Below are 18721 nucleotides of genomic sequence, written 5' to 3'. Positions count from 1 at the left end.
CTTTGCTGTATAATCGCAAACTTGCCCTGTGCGATGGACAACCATTGAGTATTTCATGAGTCAGATTTCTTTATTAAAGCCCCCTTTTCCAGAGTCGAAACCTGCTGCGAGCGGCAAGGAAATGACATGGCGTCATTTGGCCGGAAGCAGCTTGTCGCTTGCCATAAGCCAATTGCTGCAACAACGCCAAGGCATGCTTTTACTTGTGACTGCCGATGCGCCAAGTGCTTATCGACTTGAAGAAGAATTGCGTTTCTTTGCGCCTCAGTTTGCCAACGACATCCAAGTACTGCCTGATTGGGAAACCTTGCCATACGACAATTTTTCACCCCATCAAGATATTATTTCCGACCGCATTCGGGTTTTAGCGCAATTACCCGGTGCTGAAAACGGAATTCTTATTGTTGCCGCCAATACCTTAATGCACAGATTCGCGCCGCCTTCATATATTGCCGGCCATCGATTTTTACTTGAAAAAGGCCAAGCACAGCCTCTTGAAGGCCTTCGCCATCAACTCGACACCGCCGGTTATCGTCATGTAAATCAAGTGATGGAGCATGGCGAATACTCGTTACGCGGCTCCATTCTCGACGTCTTCCCCATGGGTACAGAAGCGCCGTTACGCATTGACTTCTTCGATGATGAAATTGATAGCATCCGAACCTTTGATACCGACACGCAACTGTCGGACGCTCCGATTGACCGCATTTCATTGTTGCCTGCGCGAGAGTTTCCAACCACCCCCGATGGAATAGAGTTATTTCGCCGCCAATTTCGAGAACAATTTGAGGCGCTCACCTCCCGCGAGTCGGTGTATCAGCAAGTGACTCAGGGCATCATGCCTGCTGGCATCGAATACTATTTCCCGCTGTTCTTTCAAGACACAGCCACTTTATTCGATTATTTACCAAAGGACACCCTGGTACTAACCTACGGGGATCTCACCAAACAAGTACAAAAACTGTGGCATGACTTACAGTTTCGCTATGAAGATCGCCGCTATGATCGGCAAAAGCCGATTTTACCGCCTCAGCAACTGTTTTTGGCAGAGAATGAGTTATTTGAACAGCTAAAACAGTACCCGCGCATTCGTCTTGGCGTGATTGAAGGACAGCGCTCACCAGGGCCCGTTGACTTTAAAACGCGCCCAGTTCCAGACATTAATGTCGATGCCCGGCACAAAGATCCCCTGCATAAAATTCGTGAGCATGTGTCGAGTGCCCGTAACAAGCATCAACGTATTCTATTTTGTGTGGAATCAGCGGGTCGACGTGAGAGTTTGTTAGAACTACTCGGTAAAGCGGCTATCCATCCGGTTGAGCTACACCATTTCGCCGATGCGCTTACCCACGAAAGCCCCGTGGCCATCATGGTAAGTCCGCTCGAGCACTCTTTTTATGCCGATCTGGGCGAGTTACCCGGACTCTGGGTGATTACCGAAACTGATCTGCTCGGTCACCGCGCCCCACAGCGGCGTAAAGTCGATAAGAAAAATGCCCAACAAGCCGATGCACTTATTCGCAACTTGGCAGAGCTTAGCTTAGGCCAGCTCGTTGTTCACGTTGATCATGGTATCGGGCGCTACCAAGGCCTCACCACCTTAGATGCTGGCGGTATCGCCACCGAATTTCTAACCCTTGATTACCACGGCAACACCAAACTTTTTGTCCCGGTATCGTCGCTCCACCTGATCAGCCGCTACAGCGGAGGCGATCAAGATAAGGTACACCTAAGTAAACTTGGCAACGACAGTTGGGAAAAAGCGCGCCGCAAGGCCGCTGAGAAGGTGCGCGATGTCGCCGCTGAACTGCTCGAAGTCTATGCACAACGAGAAGCTAAACCCGGCTATGCATTCCAAGTGAACGACGACGATCACATCCGCTTTGCCGCAGGCTTCCCATTTACAGAAACCGATGACCAACAAGAAGCCATTACTGCCGTGTTACAGGATATGCAAACCCCGCGCGCCATGGATCGTTTGGTCTGTGGTGATGTTGGCTTTGGCAAAACGGAAGTTGCCATGCGTGCTGCGTTTACCGCGGTCAATGATGGAAAGCAGGTTGCGGTATTAGTACCAACCACCCTGTTGGCCCAGCAGCATTTTGATAATTTTCAAAACCGATTTGCCGATTGGCCCGTGCGTATCGAGTTGCTATCGCGCTTTCGCACCGGCAAGCAGACCACCACTACCTTGGCGGCGCTTGAAGAAGGCAAAGTTGATATCGTTATTGGCACTCACAAACTACTCCAGAACGATATTAAATTTAAAGACTTAGGCCTGCTCATTGTCGATGAAGAACATCGTTTTGGCGTGCGACAAAAAGAGCAAATTAAAAAGCTGCGCGCCGATGTGGATATTCTCACCTTAACCGCCACGCCGATTCCGCGAACGCTGAATATGGCCATGAACAATATTCGTGATTTATCCATTATTGCCACCCCACCAGCGCGTCGTCTTGCGGTAAAAACCTTTGTTCGCGAATACGATAAAGCAACTGTGCGTGAGGCAGTACTCCGGGAAATTCTGCGTGGTGGGCAGGTGTATTTTCTTCACAACAATGTGGAAACCATCGAAAAAACCGCGCGCGAACTGTCTGAGCTTGTGCCCGAGGCACAAGTACAAACCGCCCACGGGCAAATGGGCGAGCGCGAGCTTGAGAAAATCATGGCGGATTTTTATCACCAGCGTTTTAATGTTCTGGTGTGTACGACTATCATTGAAACCGGTATCGATGTGCCCACCGCCAATACCATCATCATGGACCGTGCTGACAATTTAGGCTTAGCTCAATTACACCAGCTGCGCGGTCGTGTTGGACGCTCTCATCATCAGGCATACGCCTATCTGCTCACTCCTCATCCGCGCCGGATAACTAAAGATGCCGTAAAGCGCCTTGAAGCTATCTCGCAACTGGAGGATCTTGGTGCCGGCTTTGTGCTGGCAACCCATGATTTGGAAATTCGCGGGGCGGGTGAATTACTTGGTGATGAACAAAGCGGACAAATTGAAACCATTGGTTTTAGCTTGTATATGGATATGTTGGAAAAAGCCGTACAAGCACTGCGAGATGGCAAAGAGCCCTCGCTTGATCAACTTTTAAGCCATCGTACTGAAGTGGATTTACGCATCTCTGCCCTACTTCCAGACGATTATATTCGCGACATTAACATTCGTTTGTCGATGTACAAACGCATTGCCGGTGCCGAATCCACCGAAGCGCTTGACCAGTTACAAGTGGAACTCATTGATCGCTTTGGACTCTTACCAGAACCGGCGAAAAACCTTATTCGGGTAAGTGAAATTCGTTTACAAGCAGATCCCTTGGGCATCAGAAAAATTGAGCTCGGACCTAAAGGAGGTCATGTCGATTTTGCTGAACGCACGCCGGTGGAGCCAGCCACCATTATTCGCATGATTCAACAAGAACCGACGGTGTATGGTATGGAAGGAGCGCAACGGTTAAAGATTCGTCAGGAGACCAACGATACACAGGAACGTATAAAGCTGATACAGTCTTTATTACGCACGCTCACGGCAGAGCAATGATGGTTACACAGACGCACGATCACGCCCCGTTTAATTGTGGAGAACGACATTCATGATAGCTGGCAGACCCATTCGCAAAGGTGCCGCGGTTCTATCAATAGGATTAGCACTGTTGTTTGGCGCGAATGCATTCGCGCAGACAAGCACTGAGGACATTCCAGATCGGGGCCATCGCTGGTTTGAAGTTGAGGTATTGGTATTTCGATATACTGAGCCAACAGCAGTCGATTCTGAGCAATTTGCACTGACGGTCAGTCCAATATCCGTTGAGGGTAGCCGCGATCTCTTCACTCATCGGCTTACACCTGATATTTCACCAATTTATTATGCCCTTCCACAGTGTGAAGATACCCGTGCATACGTGCGACCCATTCGTGAAAAAATTCTCTCGGTTGAGACATTACGTAGCGAAATTGAATTACCCCCTGAGCAATTACTCGGCTGTCGTCGTTTACCCGAAATTCCTTTGGTACCCCACTTTTACTCGGACATTGATGAAAAGCAGCCGGTGTTACCACGTCAACTACCGGTCATTATCAGTGGCAATAAACGCGGCACTCGCGAAGAGATGCTGATCGCTGAAACACCTTTTCTGGTGGTTGAAGATCAGTTTGAGCTTACACCGCTACGCCAGCAAATCCATCGCCGGCGAGACGCGGAGCCCATTTTACATACGGCGTGGCGACAGCCTGTTTTCAGCCGTACCGTCGGTCGCAAACATCGATTAATTGGCGGCCGAAACTTCACCGATGATTTTGAGTATTTTGGCTTCCCCACGACCTCACGATCCGCAGAAATCGTAGCGTCGTTGCAGGATAGTTTGCAATATCACGAGCAAGCAGTAGACACCAGTACCGGTGCTTCCACTGCGGTAGCGAATGTACAACACTTACTTTCGGCAATTGAACGTAATGAATTTACCTTCGCCGCAGACAGCACTCTAGAAGCGCAAGTACCTCAACGCCCCCAACAAGTACCTCGCGGGCTTCCTGAGCACGTATGGGAATTTGATGGCTTGTTACATATCTACTTGGTGGGCAACTATTTGCATATTGATACAGACTTTAATCTGCGTGAAGTTATCCAGCTAGACCCTGCGGCTCTCTCAGTGGCCGAGCAAGTCAGCGACTTTTTAGAGCCCAATGCTCATAACTTGGAGTTCTTGCGCGCCTACCCATTTAAACAGCTGCGTCGGGTGATCTCTCATCAAACCCATTACTTTGATCATCCAAATTACGGCATCGTTGTACAAATTCGACGCACTGAGCTTTCCAATCGTCGTTAATTCTGCGCAGATAATTTAATAAAAAAGCCGGCGTGTCTTCGACACACCGGCTTTACTTTCTTTACACCCCTACTGTTTACGCAATCAACTGTCGTAATACGTGGTGTAAAATACCGCCACTTAAGAAATAGCGCACTTCATTTGCAGTATCGATACGGCATGTCACCACAAATTCAACGTTATCCCCATCGTCTTTTTCGGCGGTTACTTTAATCTGCTGTCCTGGCTTAATGTCATTGCTCAGTCCCTCCAGCTTAAAGCGTTCTGTACCATCTAGCCCTAGGTTTTGGGCACTATCGCCCTCATCGAATTGCAATGGCAATACGCCCATTCCAACTAAGTTCGACCGATGGATACGTTCAAAGCTTTCAGCAATGACAGCTTTTACTCCAAGTAAGCGCGTGCCTTTTGCCGCCCAGTCACGACTTGAACCGGTACCATATTCTTTTCCGGCAATAACCACTAGCGGTGTGTCGTCTTCCTGGTACCGCATAGCGGCATCGTAAATCGACATCGACTCACCAGACGGTACATGTATCGTGTAACCGCCTTCCCGACCTTCGGCCATTAAGTTTTTAATGCGAATATTGGCAAAGGTGCCCCGCATCATCACTTCATGGTTACCGCGACGGGAGCCATAAGAATTAAAATCACGAATGTCTACGCCTTGCTCTTGCAGATATTTGCCTGCGGGAGAGTCTGGCTTTATCGCACCGGCTGGAGAAATGTGATCCGTGGTAATGGTGTCGCCGAAGATCGCAAGAACACGTGCATCTTCAATGTCTTCAAGATCTTCTGGCTCCTCATCAATGCCAAGGAAAAACGGAGGATTTGCCACATAGGTAGATTCATCATTCCATTCGTAGGTCTGACTATCAGGGATTTCCAGCGCTTGCCAATGCTCATCACCATCAAACACATTCGCGTATTGATGACGGAACATGTCGCTGACCACTTTCTTCACCTCTGTTTTAATTTCGTCAGTGCTCGGCCAGATATCTTTTAGATACACCGGATTACCGTCTTTATCTTCTCCCAGAGGCTCTTTGCTTAAATCAATCCGAGTTGTGCCTGCAAGCGCGAAGGCAACCACTAACGGCGGTGACGCCAGCCAGTTTGCTTTCACTTGGGGATGAATACGTCCCTCAAAGTTACGATTACCCGAGAGCACCGAAGACACCACAAGATCACCCTTATCGACGGCAGTAGATACATCATCCGGCAAAGGACCTGAGTTGCCGATACAGGTGGTACATCCGTATCCGACCAAATCAAAGCCGAGCTTGTCCAAGTAGGTGTTGAGGCCCGCCGCGTTCAAGTAATCAGTCACTACTTTCGAGCCCGGCGCCAGCGACGACTTCACCCAGGGTTTTCGCTGCAATCCTTTCTCGAGCGCCTTTTTCGCCACTAAACCCGCCGCCAACATCACACTCGGGTTCGAGGTGTTGGTACAGGAGGTAATGGCTGCGATAACGACATCGCCGTGGCGTAAGCGATGATCCGTTCCTTCCAGAGGAACCAAGGTATCTTCGGTTACTTCTGCACGGCTAAATGACTCCGGTGCGCCCATTTCTGGATCTTCTGCAACGCCGATGGAATCGAGCAACAGATCAAAGCTTTTCGGTAATTGACTGAGGCTTACCCGATCTTGCGGTCGTTTCGGCCCTGCTAACGACGGTACCACCGTGTTCATATTAAGCTCGAGGGTATCCGTGAACACCGGTTCACTATCGTCATCACGCCACATACCTTGAGCTTTTGAGTAGGCTTCAACCAAGGCAATGGTTTCAGCGTCACGGCCCGATAATTCTAGGTAAGTCAGTGTCTCTTGGTCGACTGGGAAAAAGCCACAGGTAGCCCCATATTCCGGGGCCATGTTGGCAATGGTGGCCCGATCCGCAAGGGGTAAGTTGGCCAATCCGGGACCATAAAACTCAACGAATTTGCCGACCACGCCCTTCTTGCGCAGCATTTGTGTCACTGTAAGTACCAAATCTGTTGCGGTAACACCCTCAGGTAAAGCGCCGTCGAGACGAAAGCCGACAACTTCTGGGATCAGCATGGAAATGGGCTGTCCGAGCATCGCAGCCTCCGCTTCGATTCCACCTACGCCCCAACCTAACACGCCCAAACCATTGATCATCGTCGTGTGGGAATCGGTACCCACAAGGGTATCTGGGTAGGCATAGGTTTTTCCGTCTTCTTCACTGCTCCACACCACTTTTGCCAAATACTCTAAGTTAACCTGATGGCAAATGCCGGTGCCCGGAGGAACCACACGGAAATTATCGAACGCTTTTTGCCCCCAGCGTAGAAACTCGTAACGTTCCTTGTTGCGCTCCATTTCGATTTTGACATTCTGTTCGAACGCCTCAGGGCTAGCGAACTTATCCACCATGACCGAATGGTCGATCACTAAATCCACTGCTGATAATGGATTAATTTTATCTGCGGGTAAGCCCGCTTTGGCGACCGCGTCGCGCATTGCTGCTAAATCAACAACGGCTGGCACGCCGGTAAAATCTTGCATCAGTACGCGAGCGGGACGATATTCTATTTCCTTATCCGATTTTCGCTCGTCTAACCAATCGACAATGGCGTTGAAATCTTCTTTCTTTACGGTGCTGCCATCTTCATGACGTAACAAGTTTTCCAATAGAACTTTCATGGAAACCGGCAAGCGGTCAATATCACCGAGTGCTTCTGCAGCCTTAGGGAGACTGTAATAATGGTAGGTTGAACCATTTACCTCGAGTGAGGAATGGGTTTTCAAACTATCTTGGCTAGCCATAGTGTGCTCCTTTCGGAAAAACAAAGCCCACTGTCATCAAGACAGTGAGATTTCATAATATGATGTATCTAAGCTTGGGCTGTATTTGTAAAAATTCAAGCTATAACCGATATATAGCAAACGAATATCACATGGCACTGGGGGAATATTTTCACTAAGTTTCCTCAAAAACTCGCAATTTCACGGTATACTGAGGCCGTTGTTGCAAACGTCGAGAGTGAAATAAAAACTATGAGTCAGGTACTAAACGATTTACTGGAACTACTGCATCTTGAGTCCATCGAGCAAGGCATTTATCGTGGACAGAGCCAAGATTTAGGCTTTCGCGCCGTATTTGGCGGGCAAGTTATGGGGCAAGCACTCTCGGCAGCAAAAGACACCATTCCTGAAGATCGCGCGGTGCACTCGTTTCACAGTTATTTCCTACGGCCCGGCGATGCTAGCAAGCCGATTATTTATGATGTTGAAAATGTACGCGACGGTAAAAGTTTCTCTACCCGCCGGGTCAAAGCGATTCAGTTTGGAAAGCCTATTTTCTACATGACGGCGAGTTACCAAACCCCAGAAAGCGGTGCTGAGCACCAAGACACCATGCCTGAAGTTCCTGGCCCAGAAGGTCTACCCTCAGATCTAGATATCTATCGCGAGCATGCAGAGCTAATCCCAGAGAGTATTCGCAATAAATTTATCAGCGATAAACCTATTCTGATGCGCTTTGTTACCGAATATAACCCGTTTCGTCCGAAGGCCTGTGAACCTAAGCGCTATGTATGGCTAAAATCCAATGGCGCGCTTCCTGATGATCAACGCGTACATCAATATCTACTCGCCTATGCTTCCGATTTTAATTTTTTACCGACATCCTTGCAGCCCCACGGTAAAACCTTCGCGGATCCAAAAATACAAATGGCGACTATTGACCATGCGATGTGGTTCCACCGCCCATTTCGGATGGATGATTGGTTGCTGTACGCCATCGATAGTCCATCGGCGCAGGGTGCTCGCGGGCTTGTTCGGGGACAAATATTTAGCCGTGACGGCACCTTAGTAGCGTCCACGATTCAAGAAGGGTTAATTCGCGAGCGCGACTAAATCGTGGGCACTACTTGCAAAGCCCCTGCAGGCTGTTAGGGTTAATACATGATGCCATGAGGAGTTCATCCGATGATCGCCACCTTTACCTTAGCAGCTCGTGATCCTGCGACCGATACTTATGCCGTGATCACGGCCTCTAACTTTCTGGCCGTGGGTTCATTGGTACCTTGGGTGGACGCCCGCGGCGGCATTGTTGTCTCGCAATCCTTTGCCCATCCCGAATCGGCCAGGTTGGCACTTGATAACCTGCGCCATGAAACACCGCTCGCACGGGTGCTCGAATCTTATTTAGAAGACGACCCTATTGCCTCCAAACGTCAACTTGGCCTGATGAACCGCCATGGCGAATGCTTACTCTATGACGGTCCGGAATGCACTCCAGCGGTGGAGTCGATTCAAGGGGATAATTTCTTTGCCTGCGGCAATATGTTGGTTCAAGGTACTATCGATGTGGTGGCAAGCACCTTTACCGATGCCTTGCGCCATGGTTTAGAACTGGGCGACGCCATGCTCCGAGCTATGCTCGCAGGACAGCAGCATGGCGGTGATTATCGGGGCAAGCTGGCCGCCGCCCTGCTGATAAAACGTCCCGGTGCGGGATACTTGGGAAGCTCCGATACCTTAGTGGATTTGCGCGTAGATGCGTCGGCACACCCCCTTGCCGAATTGCGAGATTTATATAGCTTATTTAAGCTCTATAACCCTCAACACTTTGCCCACAACATGATTCCAGAAGCGCAACTTAGCCCTGCCGATAATAAGTTGCTAGCGTCCATTCTGGCCCTATTAAAACAGTCATCTGAAAGCGTTCCCCATGAGCCGGAACAAGTTTTGACGCTGCTTGCCACACATAACCTAGCGAGTAATTACGATATGAAAAAGAATCGCTTTAGCTCGTTGCTGTTTAGTGAGGGGCACGCATTACTTCGCTTGCTTCGTGTATAGGCGCTTGCGCATTTTAGCGCGCCAGGATTTCAACCACCCTCGGCGTTTTTTCTCGGGTTCAAAATCTTGCCAGTTATCTACTTCAAAGCGGTTCTTATCGCGAATAAAACGCGTACACATCTGCGGCAAAGGTTCATGGGATATGTCTTCTGGTAAGCGATAGCGCTTCACTTCGTTAAAGCGTGCTTGCAACTCGGGTACTTGTCCTCGGGCGATAATGTATAATTCGCAAAAATCCCCTTGCTTACTATCTAATCGAAGCGTTCTTTCTTTGGTAATCACTTCAATAACGCCATCTTTCAAAAAATTCACCTTGGGTGATTTGAAACGCAATCGGAAGCGGCTGGGTACGTAGTTATATGGCAACGGATACATAGAGTCTTGGCCTAACCGCAGCGGGAACGTATTCATGGGGTAGAGCTTTTCAGAATTATCTTCTCGTTTCTTCTCGTAAGTGCGGATAAACGCGGAAAAGCGTAAGTTATACAAGCGCAACGACGACGCGATATAGAAATGAATATTGAGATAGCGGTCATCCCCTTCTTCGAACACATCCGCTTTACTGCGAAACACAATATTATCGCGGCTCAGTACAAAGAATTTATAGATGATAATCCCGAGGAAAATAGACGGCGAGAGCAACGACAAGGTAGCCAGAAACGCCCGAATATTCTGATACATAAATTGATCAGGCAGTGTCCAGCGGGGTTCCTTCCCAAACAACTCGGTATAGATATGATAAAAATAGGTAATGGTATTTTGCACATCACCAATAACAAAGCCGATGATGATTGCCAACAACATCGCGAGCACGGCATTGACGATGATAAAATCGAGCGTGAGCCGCAAAATCGAATGGGAGGCAATATACTGCCGAATTTTAAAATTCTTCCTTGGGTGCATCTATTTATTCTTTTTAGTAACGTGGGGATCGGCTTTACCCTACCCCACTTTTTGTACAAGCGCTAATCTGGGCGCAGATTTTACGCCTTCAGCGCGTACTCAATACCACCCACCACAGCCGCGACCTGGGCCTGTGTACAGATTTCAGGAGTAGCATTGGCGCTATCGGGATACACTTCGGTCGTTGATACAAAAGGTGCGTCAGTTAATCCCATACAAAGGCCATAGCGTTTCCCTGCATAATGAATCAATCCAGGGTAGTCCACAGGCGCACCGATGAGTTCATTGCGCTCATCCGCTTCGGCAATATGGGTTACTTTGCTCACGGATTTAAGAATCGCCTTTTGGAAATCAAGCGTCGGACGCTCACTATCCCCTACCAGATAAAAGCCATCGGGAATATTCCAGTTGGTATTCACCGTCCCTTCACGTGCCGCTAACGCAGGGCGGAACTCGGTATTGTCCGTGTCGGTGGTTTCATGCAAATCGATATGCATAAGGACGGTGCCTTCTAATTTCTCCACCACAGCCATTGCCAGTGCCGCCTCTTGGGCAGGTGAGTCGGCAAGAAATGAACGATTCGGATCCACCGCTAATGGGTTCCAACGATTAATGGTTTCGTATCCCCAAGGACTAATGCACGGGAATACGAGAATGTTTACCGAGGTTTCATAGTGCTTCGCTTTTGTTTGCAGAAAACGTATTGCGCCGTGTACTCCCGATGTTTCATAGCCATGAACGCCTCCGGTAACCACCAGAATCGGTTTCGATTCGTCCCACTGCTTTGATTTCACTAAAAATAGCGGATAATCGCGCCCCACTAAGCTTGCGTACGGCAAGGTCCCATAGCTTTCTACCGCAAAGTCATCACGTAACCCTTCAATAGCGCTAAGAACATCCGTTTCATAGGAGCGACGAATACGTTGACGGGTGAGCCACGCTTGCATATCGGCTTCGTCCCACGGTTGTCCTGGCGTGCCAATTGGATAGGTTTCGTTATGCTTCATATATAACCTCGCTTCAAATTTACGACGATAGCCGACTAACCGCGGCGGCCAACGCCACCACGTATACATCACGGCCAAACAAAAAAGAACGTAGGTGACCATAAACACCCACGCAGGCAAATCAAAATAGATAAACTTGGATACCCAGTGATCAATAAATGAGGCGTCAAAACTGGATTGTCCCGCCGCCAAACGCAAATCGCGTTCAACGTACGTAAGTGGACAATAGCGACCCGACAACGCCTGAATCACCACAATCAAAATAATCACCAAATGCGCTAACCGAAACCAGGTGTTCCTAATCCAACGCCAGCGCTTTATCCCACCGATAATGGTGAGTGGCAGTGCTATGACGACAAACAACACAATAAGCCCGTGCAGCACCATGACGATATCTGCAGCAATGCTTGGATAGGGCACGAAAGCAGTCCACTCGGGTGCGGAAATTAGTTTTGGCATGAATATATCTGGGTTTAGGCGATTAGACTGTCTATACAATAACGTAAAATATCCGCTGAACACACCCCAAACCCGTGCAAATAGACTCAGAATGCATTCAGGTTGTCGTAGCGTATTCTTGCCAAGTTCGTTATAATGAACCTGTTCTAACATCTGGGGCTGATTAGGATTCGACGGGATATATAAAGCTCAAGGTGCATGCCGAGGTGAGGCTGGCCTCGTAAAAAGCCTCAAACTAATAGTTGCAAACGACGACAACTACGCTCTAGCGGCATAATAGCCCGCTAGCTATCCACTGGCGCTTCGTCTGAGAGACCAGGTCTGGATAGTCATCTAAGTCAGACTCGCGTGGCGGCTTCGTCCGGAGCCAAAGCGTTAAAACCAATCGGACTCGCTGCTGAAAAGCCTGCCCCTCGGCGTTTCAGTAGTTAATTAAATGAGACGGCTAAGCATGTAGTACCGAGGGTGGCGATATTGCGGACGGGGGTTCAAATCCCCCCAGCTCCACCAAACACTGAAACCCTGCACTGAAAAGTGCGGGGTTTTTTATTGGGTCTGTCGTAGCCATTGCATCGCGTTGGTCTCTAGCTCCGGGTAGACACGGTGTCAGGAATGTCCCCGTGCGGGACGCCGTAAACCCATCCATGGGGGCTTGGGCGCGGCATCCATGCCGCGCACACCCGCACGGCGCCATATCCTAACCCCGTATTTCCGGCACAGCTTCAAGTATGGTGGTAGCCAACGCACCGCGTTGGTCTCTCGCTCCGGGTAGACACGGGATCAGGAATGTCCCCGTGCTGGACGCCGTAAACCCGTCCATGGGGGTTTGGGCGTTCCCCCCCTCTCTGCCTCAGTTTGCTAAACTACTAGAAACCTTAGTTAATTCACGGGGGTGTTAATGTCCTTAGTCAGGTTTAAGAGTGCCTATAAGAACTCAGGATCGGGAAAAGACATACCGTTATGGATAAAACTCGGCTTTACGGTTATCGCTGTGGTGGTGTTGGTTTTTTGGTGGGATTATATGGGGCCAGCCAATTATCTGTGGTTTTCAGATATTGCGCTGATTTTACTAGTGCCCGCATTATGGTTCGGTAACCGACTGCTCGCAAGTACCATGGCCGTTGCCGTGTTGATACCAGAACTTGTGTGGGTGCTAGATTTTGTCACACTCAGTTATTTTACCGTGATCGCAAGCTATATGTTTGATCCCGACATGGCACTGCATATTCGCTTTCTTTCAGCTACCTTCCATATTGCCCTGCCACTGGTGCTCTTTTATATGCTGTATCAATTTGGTTACGATGAACGAGCGTTACCGCTACAATCTGCCATCGCTCTGGTTGTTTTACCTGTGACTTATTTAGTGAGTGAGCCTTCGGCAAATATTAACTGGGTGTACGGCCCTGGCGCGCCCCAAGATGTAATCAATCCATGGTTGTATTTACTGCTGTTATGGATTGCCTTTGTTGTTGTGATTTATATTCCTACTCATTTGTTACTCAAGCATTTTTTTAATAAATCTAGAGTAGACTAAATAACGCTCGCTATAAAAAAGCCCCGCATGCAGGCATGCGGGGCTTTTAGTACCGTCGTACAGAGGATAATTACCGGCCATTACCCCCACGGTTGCTGTTACCACATTGGGGAACAGGAAGTTGCTTACCACGGGGGTGCGCTGGACGATTACCAATACCAGGCGCGCAGGTAGGAAGCAGATTCAACTCAATGATCAATGGATCATGATCCGATGAACGATAGGGATCCGCATTGTAGAAGCTAGCAGGTTTAAACCATGAGCTTGAAGGTAAGCGCTCTTCATAGTTAAACGCTGGCGTCTCGTCGGAATTGATATGCCAGGCCCGGGCATCAACAACATACTGAGCAAACGCATTGTTCGCATAAGCATGATCAAGCGAGCCCGCCTGTCCCATAAAGGTATAGCTGTACACCTCTGGGCTGCCACCGTTCGCTGCAATTGCGAGGTTCGCGTAACCGGCATCTTTTAGAGCCAGCAATGGGTCTTCCATGGCATAGGCATTAAAATCACCTAAAATGACCACCGCATCAGCGCCTGTTCCGGTCGGATCCGTCTCCATCCAGCGCGTTAGTGCACCAGCAGAGAGCGTACGCCATTCATTCCAACAACCTTGGCCATCACCAGAATCCGCGTTGGGGCCTGAGCCACTTGGGCAGGATGCTTTCGCTCGTAAATGTACCGCCACAGCTGTAAACACTTGACCTGTTGGCGCGCGGAAGCTCTGAGCTAGCGCCGGACGCTGACGCGAGTCATCAAAGTCTGGATCAACAGCCGAGGTAAGTACCGCTAAATCCCCTTCCAGCGCTAAGCTACCGGTCCGATAAATAAATGCTGGTTTAATCGCATCCGTACCAACAAAGCCGGTGGGGATATATGCCCAATCCGCGCGGTTGTCTGCAGCATTCAATGCGCTTACCAACATCGCTAAGGTGGCGTCGTTGCCATCATTCTCGATTTCAACAAGTGCCAGCATATCGGCATTGGTTGCGAGAATGGCGGAGGTTACTTTGTCTAATTGACGATCCAACTCGTTTTGATTTCGGGCACCCCGACAGCCTAACGCATTAGGGCCACAGCTATTCCCTGATTGTTGGAAGGTCGTAAACAAGTTCTCTACGTTGTAGGTACCAATCCGCAGGTTACCGGTTTGCTGCATCTGTGGCTCTTCGCTACGCGCATTTGCGTTGGTATCAAACTCCGGTGTTGCTTCGCTGCGAATGCGATAGGCATTAAATGCATATCCCATAATGCCGCTAAAGCCTGGGTTTACCACGAAGCCATTACGAATTGGATTAGACGCAGAAAGCTCAGAGAAGCCATCAGCACCGGTCATATATGGCGTGCGGTAGGTTCCTGTGCGCGCGTTATCGATTAATAAGCGGTTGCGATCGTTTTCTGCTTGCAGCGCACGGGCATCATCGCCCGCTCGAACGACTTGCGTTGGCTGGAAAATACGCCCTTTAGACACACCGATTTCACCGAACCGCGCCACATTAAACACGTCAGTAACGGTAAGGCTTTGAGTGGTCTCGACCCACATCCCTTCAATTGATTCGAAATCAATCAAACTTGCTGCTGGCAACTCAACCGCTACTGGCGATACTCGGCCCAACTGATTGGTTGCACATACCGCGACATCGGTCACATCTTGAATTTGCGTATGACCAAAGAACTCACCGACCACACCGGCCACCCGTACTTTGTCGCCCACATTAACGTTCACGCCAAAGTTATTGTCGTAAACAAAAATACCTTCAGATGTAAGCGGGTTATCGTCGTGATTCTCATCTGCTTCTTGCAGATAGAAACCACCTAAACCACCATCAAAGGTATCTTGGAACGACGCAGTAACAATGGCTTCCACTTGTACTTGCGCACCTTGCACCGGGCTTTGGAAACCAAATCCTTGTACCCAATGTATGGCATCCGCATGTGCACCACACTGGAACGGAGATTCGTTGTTTTGAACATCTGCCTCAATGGCGAAGTTGGCAATGCGCCATGTGCTGCAATTTCCGCTATCAAAGGCATATCGGAAGGCAACATAACCTAGGCCTGATTCCCCCTGCAATGTGTCAAACGGGCCAAAACTTACCGGCGTATTATTGCTCGAGAAATCGTTGCCCGTAATTTCGGTAATCAGTGTCCAATCGGCCGCATCAATTACACCCGAACCGTCGTAACTGCTTGAGAAATACACTTCAAGACCGTTACTCCCGTTAAATCCGCGTGCCACATCAACCAATAAACGCTCGCCGCTTTGCCGGTCTAAATCAAATGCCGGGGAGATCATCCAGCTATCGGCTTCTGAACAGGAACCACCACTGAAAGTGGAGTAGCTCACATTGGCGAAACTACCGTTCCAATCCCAAGGTACATCTCCCACCACGTTTACTTGCTGCCAACCCCGTGAAAAAGGGTCATCTGCAAAGTCACGATCATAAACCGTCATGCGCGTTAGGCTATCTAAGCTCACGCCTGAAACCAGAATGTTATCGAATCGATTGTTGCCAGATGCATTGGTTGCACCGTCAATGGTGATACGAATATACACCTGATTGTTATCGTTCAGTTCGTTCACATCAGACAAATCATAAGAACGCACAAACCAGCTGCCGCGGCCTTGGTCAGTGGCAAACTCGGTGTAATTCACACCATCCGTTGACCACTCAAATACGCGCGTATCAAAGCCGGTTGCTGTGGTGTTAATGGCCAAGCTAAAGCGAATATCTTGAAAGCCCGTGGTATCTACTTCCATAACAACCTGAGCGCCGTTGTTACTTAAACCCGCGCCCCCTTGAATAGAAAGCGAACCACCGGAAGGATAACTCGTGCTCAAACGGTTTTGCGTGCTGCCGGCAAAGCTTAAAATGCGCTGATAGGCGCCCGCAGACGTTAAGGTTTCATCGAAATTCTGTAAGTACAGAATGCCGGACCCTTCATCCGCTTGCTGTGGAAAGGAATCTGGGCTGAAGCCATTCGAGCCATCAGCTAAGACATTGTCGTTTTGTGCCCAGTAGGCTATTGGTTCCTGCGCCCAGCTCGGCGCAACTGCGATAACCAATAAAATTACCGCAAGTAACATTCTCATGGTGGGAATCCCCATATTTTTATGTAGTTTTTGGTTCAGACGGATGCGGACAACGCGCTCGCACAATTAGCCGTTCAAAGGCTAGGGGATCTTCGTTACATTTGCATGACATTGAAATGAGGGAAAACCCCTATATTTGATCTAACAAAGATCATACACAGGGGCTATTTGCTTAATTTTTCAGCTATTTTTGCAAGGTATTCACCCTGAAAAAATGCACCATTTATTTCATTTTCTGAAGGAAGGCGCGCACCATCACCGCCTACGATAGTGCTGGCCCCATAGGGAGAGCAGCCGGTAATTTCATCAAGCGTCATTTGTCCCTGAAAACTGTATGGTAAACCCACAATCACAAAACCTAAGTGCAATAAAACCGTATGGAAGTTTAATAAAGTGGCCTCTTGGCCTCCATGTTGTGTCGCCGATGCAGTAAAGACACCACCGGCCTTGCCGATCAATTCGCCCTTTGCCCACTGACCGCCACACTGATCGAGAAAGTTCTTCATTTGTGCCGCCATCATGCCAAAGCGTGTCGGCGTGCCAAAAACAATACCGTCGTATTGCGCTAAATCAGAGGGCTTCGCTTCTGGAATTGACTCATTCACCTGATAGCCTGAACGCTCAGCCACTTCCGCCGGCACCAATTCAGGGACACGTTTTATATCAACATCTGCCCCACCCGCTTGGGCGCCACGAGCAACCGCGTGCGCTAGTGTTTCAATGTGACCATAACTGGAGTAATACAACACCAAAACCTTCGCCATGTTTATGTGCTCCTTCGTGTTCTGAGTTTTCTGGTTATCCCGTTGACACGGGTGTGCTTAATACAACAGCCGCCCGCAAACGCGAACTCCCATAAGAAAATGCTTTTTCAAAAATACTACGTGGTATAGGTAAATACTGTCGTTCGGTAATGGTTTGCCACGGCAATAAATCGTCGTCTGGATCGTTAAGATACACGTATTCATCATCAACGGCCGTGAGTAGTACCCAATGAGGGGCCCGTTGCCGATCAAACTGCCAGGTACTGATGAGCGCAACGACAAGCTTGCCTGCATTCAAGTCTTTCTCGAGTCGGCTTAACGCGTAATCACGATGGTGAATTCGCACGCCCGCGCCTTTCAACGCAGCTATGTCTGCCTCTTGAATACGCATCATTACGTTGCGTTTTTGCTCATTGCGCACCGAATCAAGTAAAACCGGACCTGGTTTACTGACATACACTTGCGCATCAAGCCCGCGTCGAATCGCAGCACGGGCTAGGCCATGAGGCCCACAACCACCATGACCGGAGGTCATATAGATAGTGGTCGCCTCACGCCATATCTCTAACTCTTCATGCTGAGGATTAACCGCCGGTTTATCAAACCAAGCCAACGCCATTAATAAGCTTGCTGGGCCACAGGTAAACTCCGTGCTTTGCGTCAGCAACGGAACTAAGCGCGGTACCTTGGCTGAATCAAAATAGTGCAATTGTTTCTGCAGCACTAAGGCGTCTGCGTGATCATCGTAGTAATCGGTACGCAACCCTAGTTGCACAAAACCGAAACGTTCGAAAAAGCTAACGGCACGTTGCTGATCTGCGCGCACTTCCGAACGCAAAAACAAACAATTCTGGTCGCGGGCTTGATCGATACAGTAATCCATTAAATGTTGCCCATAACCTTCCCCCTGAGCCTCAGGTAGAACAGCAAAGGAATAAAGCCGGCACAGTTTGGTGGCTTGCCGGAACAACAAAATGGCGTAACCCACGACATCGCCCGATGCCCCCTCGATGACCACCATGTGCCCCTGTTCATGCTGCATAAAGCGCCGAAAGCTACGGCGACTCATGGCATCATAGGGAAAACATGCTTTATCAATGCGCAGCAACTGATCAAGATGCTCCGCTGTCGCCACCTTAATATCAGCTGCCGACACTGATGCGGATGTCTTCGGTGTTCCTAACTGAGGGGAATACGCCATGAATTCGTGACCTGTGCACGGTGAATTGAAACTTAGCTACTATGTAAGAGTAGAACATTGGACGCTGAAAAAAACTTCGACACAAGCCCTGAGTGA

At 49.2% G+C, this 18721-nt stretch carries 11 protein-coding genes, 1 other RNA gene and 1 pseudogene; 6 read left to right on the top strand and 7 right to left on the bottom strand.

The window, feature by feature from the left end; all coding sequences use genetic code 11:
- Positions 1 to 55 precede the first annotated feature (55 nt).
- A complete protein-coding gene (gene mfd, locus HXZ99_RS01080; RefSeq protein ID WP_194755425.1) occupies positions 56 to 3547 on the top strand; it encodes a transcription-repair coupling factor in 3492 nt (1163 codons plus the stop codon).
- 52 nt (positions 3548 to 3599) lie between these two features.
- Complete coding sequence (locus tag HXZ99_RS01075) at positions 3600 to 4832, top strand: CsiV family protein (protein ID WP_194755424.1); 1233 nt, start codon at positions 3600 to 3602, stop codon at positions 4830 to 4832.
- Positions 4833 to 4908: 76 nt separating this feature from the next.
- Here the strand turns inward: HXZ99_RS01075 and acnA are convergent, their stop codons facing one another.
- Entirely contained in the window at positions 4909 to 7623 is a 2715-nt protein-coding gene (gene acnA / locus HXZ99_RS01070) for an aconitate hydratase AcnA (protein ID WP_194755423.1), read from the bottom strand.
- A 231-nt stretch (positions 7624 to 7854) separates the two neighbouring features.
- Between acnA and tesB the strand changes: the two genes are divergently transcribed.
- Positions 7855 to 8715: an acyl-CoA thioesterase II gene (gene tesB / locus HXZ99_RS01065; RefSeq protein WP_194755422.1), complete on the top strand. Its 861-nt coding sequence runs from the start codon at positions 7855 to 7857 to the stop codon at positions 8713 to 8715.
- 72 nt (positions 8716 to 8787) lie between these two features.
- Positions 8788 to 9663 carry a DUF1028 domain-containing protein gene (locus HXZ99_RS01060; protein ID WP_194755421.1) on the top strand — a complete coding sequence of 292 codons (876 nt, stop codon included), beginning with the start codon at positions 8788 to 8790 and terminating at the stop codon, positions 9661 to 9663.
- Here HXZ99_RS01060 and HXZ99_RS01055 read toward each other — a convergent pair.
- The 3 genes and pseudogenes from HXZ99_RS01055 to HXZ99_RS12140 all read right to left on the bottom strand — a co-directional run.
- Positions 9640 to 10566, bottom strand: coding sequence for a hypothetical protein (locus tag HXZ99_RS01055; RefSeq protein ID WP_194755420.1), 927 nt, complete (start codon positions 10564 to 10566; stop codon positions 9640 to 9642). The two genes, HXZ99_RS01060 and HXZ99_RS01055, sit on opposite strands and share 24 nt — an antisense overlap.
- 80 nt (positions 10567 to 10646) lie before the next feature.
- Positions 10647 to 11573, bottom strand: coding sequence for a M14 family metallopeptidase (locus HXZ99_RS01050; RefSeq protein WP_228517575.1), 927 nt, complete (start codon positions 11571 to 11573; stop codon positions 10647 to 10649).
- A gap of 57 nt (positions 11574 to 11630) precedes the next feature.
- Positions 11631 to 12032, bottom strand: a pseudogene (locus HXZ99_RS12140) (DUF2784 domain-containing protein); the annotation flags it as partial.
- Between the two features lie 155 nt (positions 12033 to 12187).
- On the opposite strand from HXZ99_RS12140, the gene ssrA reads away from it, so the two are divergent.
- Positions 12188 to 12542, top strand: a transfer-messenger RNA (tmRNA) gene (ssrA, locus tag HXZ99_RS01045).
- Positions 12543 to 12930: 388 nt separating this feature from the next.
- Complete coding sequence (locus tag HXZ99_RS01040; protein ID WP_194755418.1) at positions 12931 to 13566, top strand: membrane-associated protein; 636 nt, start codon at positions 12931 to 12933, stop codon at positions 13564 to 13566.
- Positions 13567 to 13636: 70 nt separating this feature from the next.
- On the opposite strand, the gene HXZ99_RS01035 is transcribed toward HXZ99_RS01040, so the two are convergent.
- From HXZ99_RS01035 to HXZ99_RS01025, 3 genes are all read right to left on the bottom strand, one after another.
- Entirely contained in the window at positions 13637 to 16660 is a 3024-nt protein-coding gene (locus HXZ99_RS01035) for an ExeM/NucH family extracellular endonuclease (RefSeq protein ID WP_194755417.1), read from the bottom strand.
- A gap of 164 nt (positions 16661 to 16824) precedes the next feature.
- On the bottom strand, positions 16825 to 17424 hold the full coding sequence (wrbA, locus tag HXZ99_RS01030; RefSeq protein WP_194755416.1) for an NAD(P)H:quinone oxidoreductase: 600 nt from the start codon (positions 17422 to 17424) through the stop codon (positions 16825 to 16827).
- Positions 17425 to 17458: 34 nt separating this feature from the next.
- Entirely contained in the window at positions 17459 to 18625 is a 1167-nt protein-coding gene (locus HXZ99_RS01025; RefSeq protein WP_194755415.1) for a peptidase C39 family protein, read from the bottom strand.
- Positions 18626 to 18721 lie beyond the last annotated feature (96 nt).

The sequence above is a fragment of the Aliidiomarina indica genome (assembly GCF_015354615.1).
In the GTDB taxonomy this organism is placed as follows: Bacteria; Pseudomonadota; Gammaproteobacteria; order Enterobacterales; family Alteromonadaceae; genus Aliidiomarina; species Aliidiomarina indica.
The sequence above is the reverse complement of the archived record's forward strand: the minus strand, read 5'-3'. Positions and strand labels throughout refer to the sequence as shown.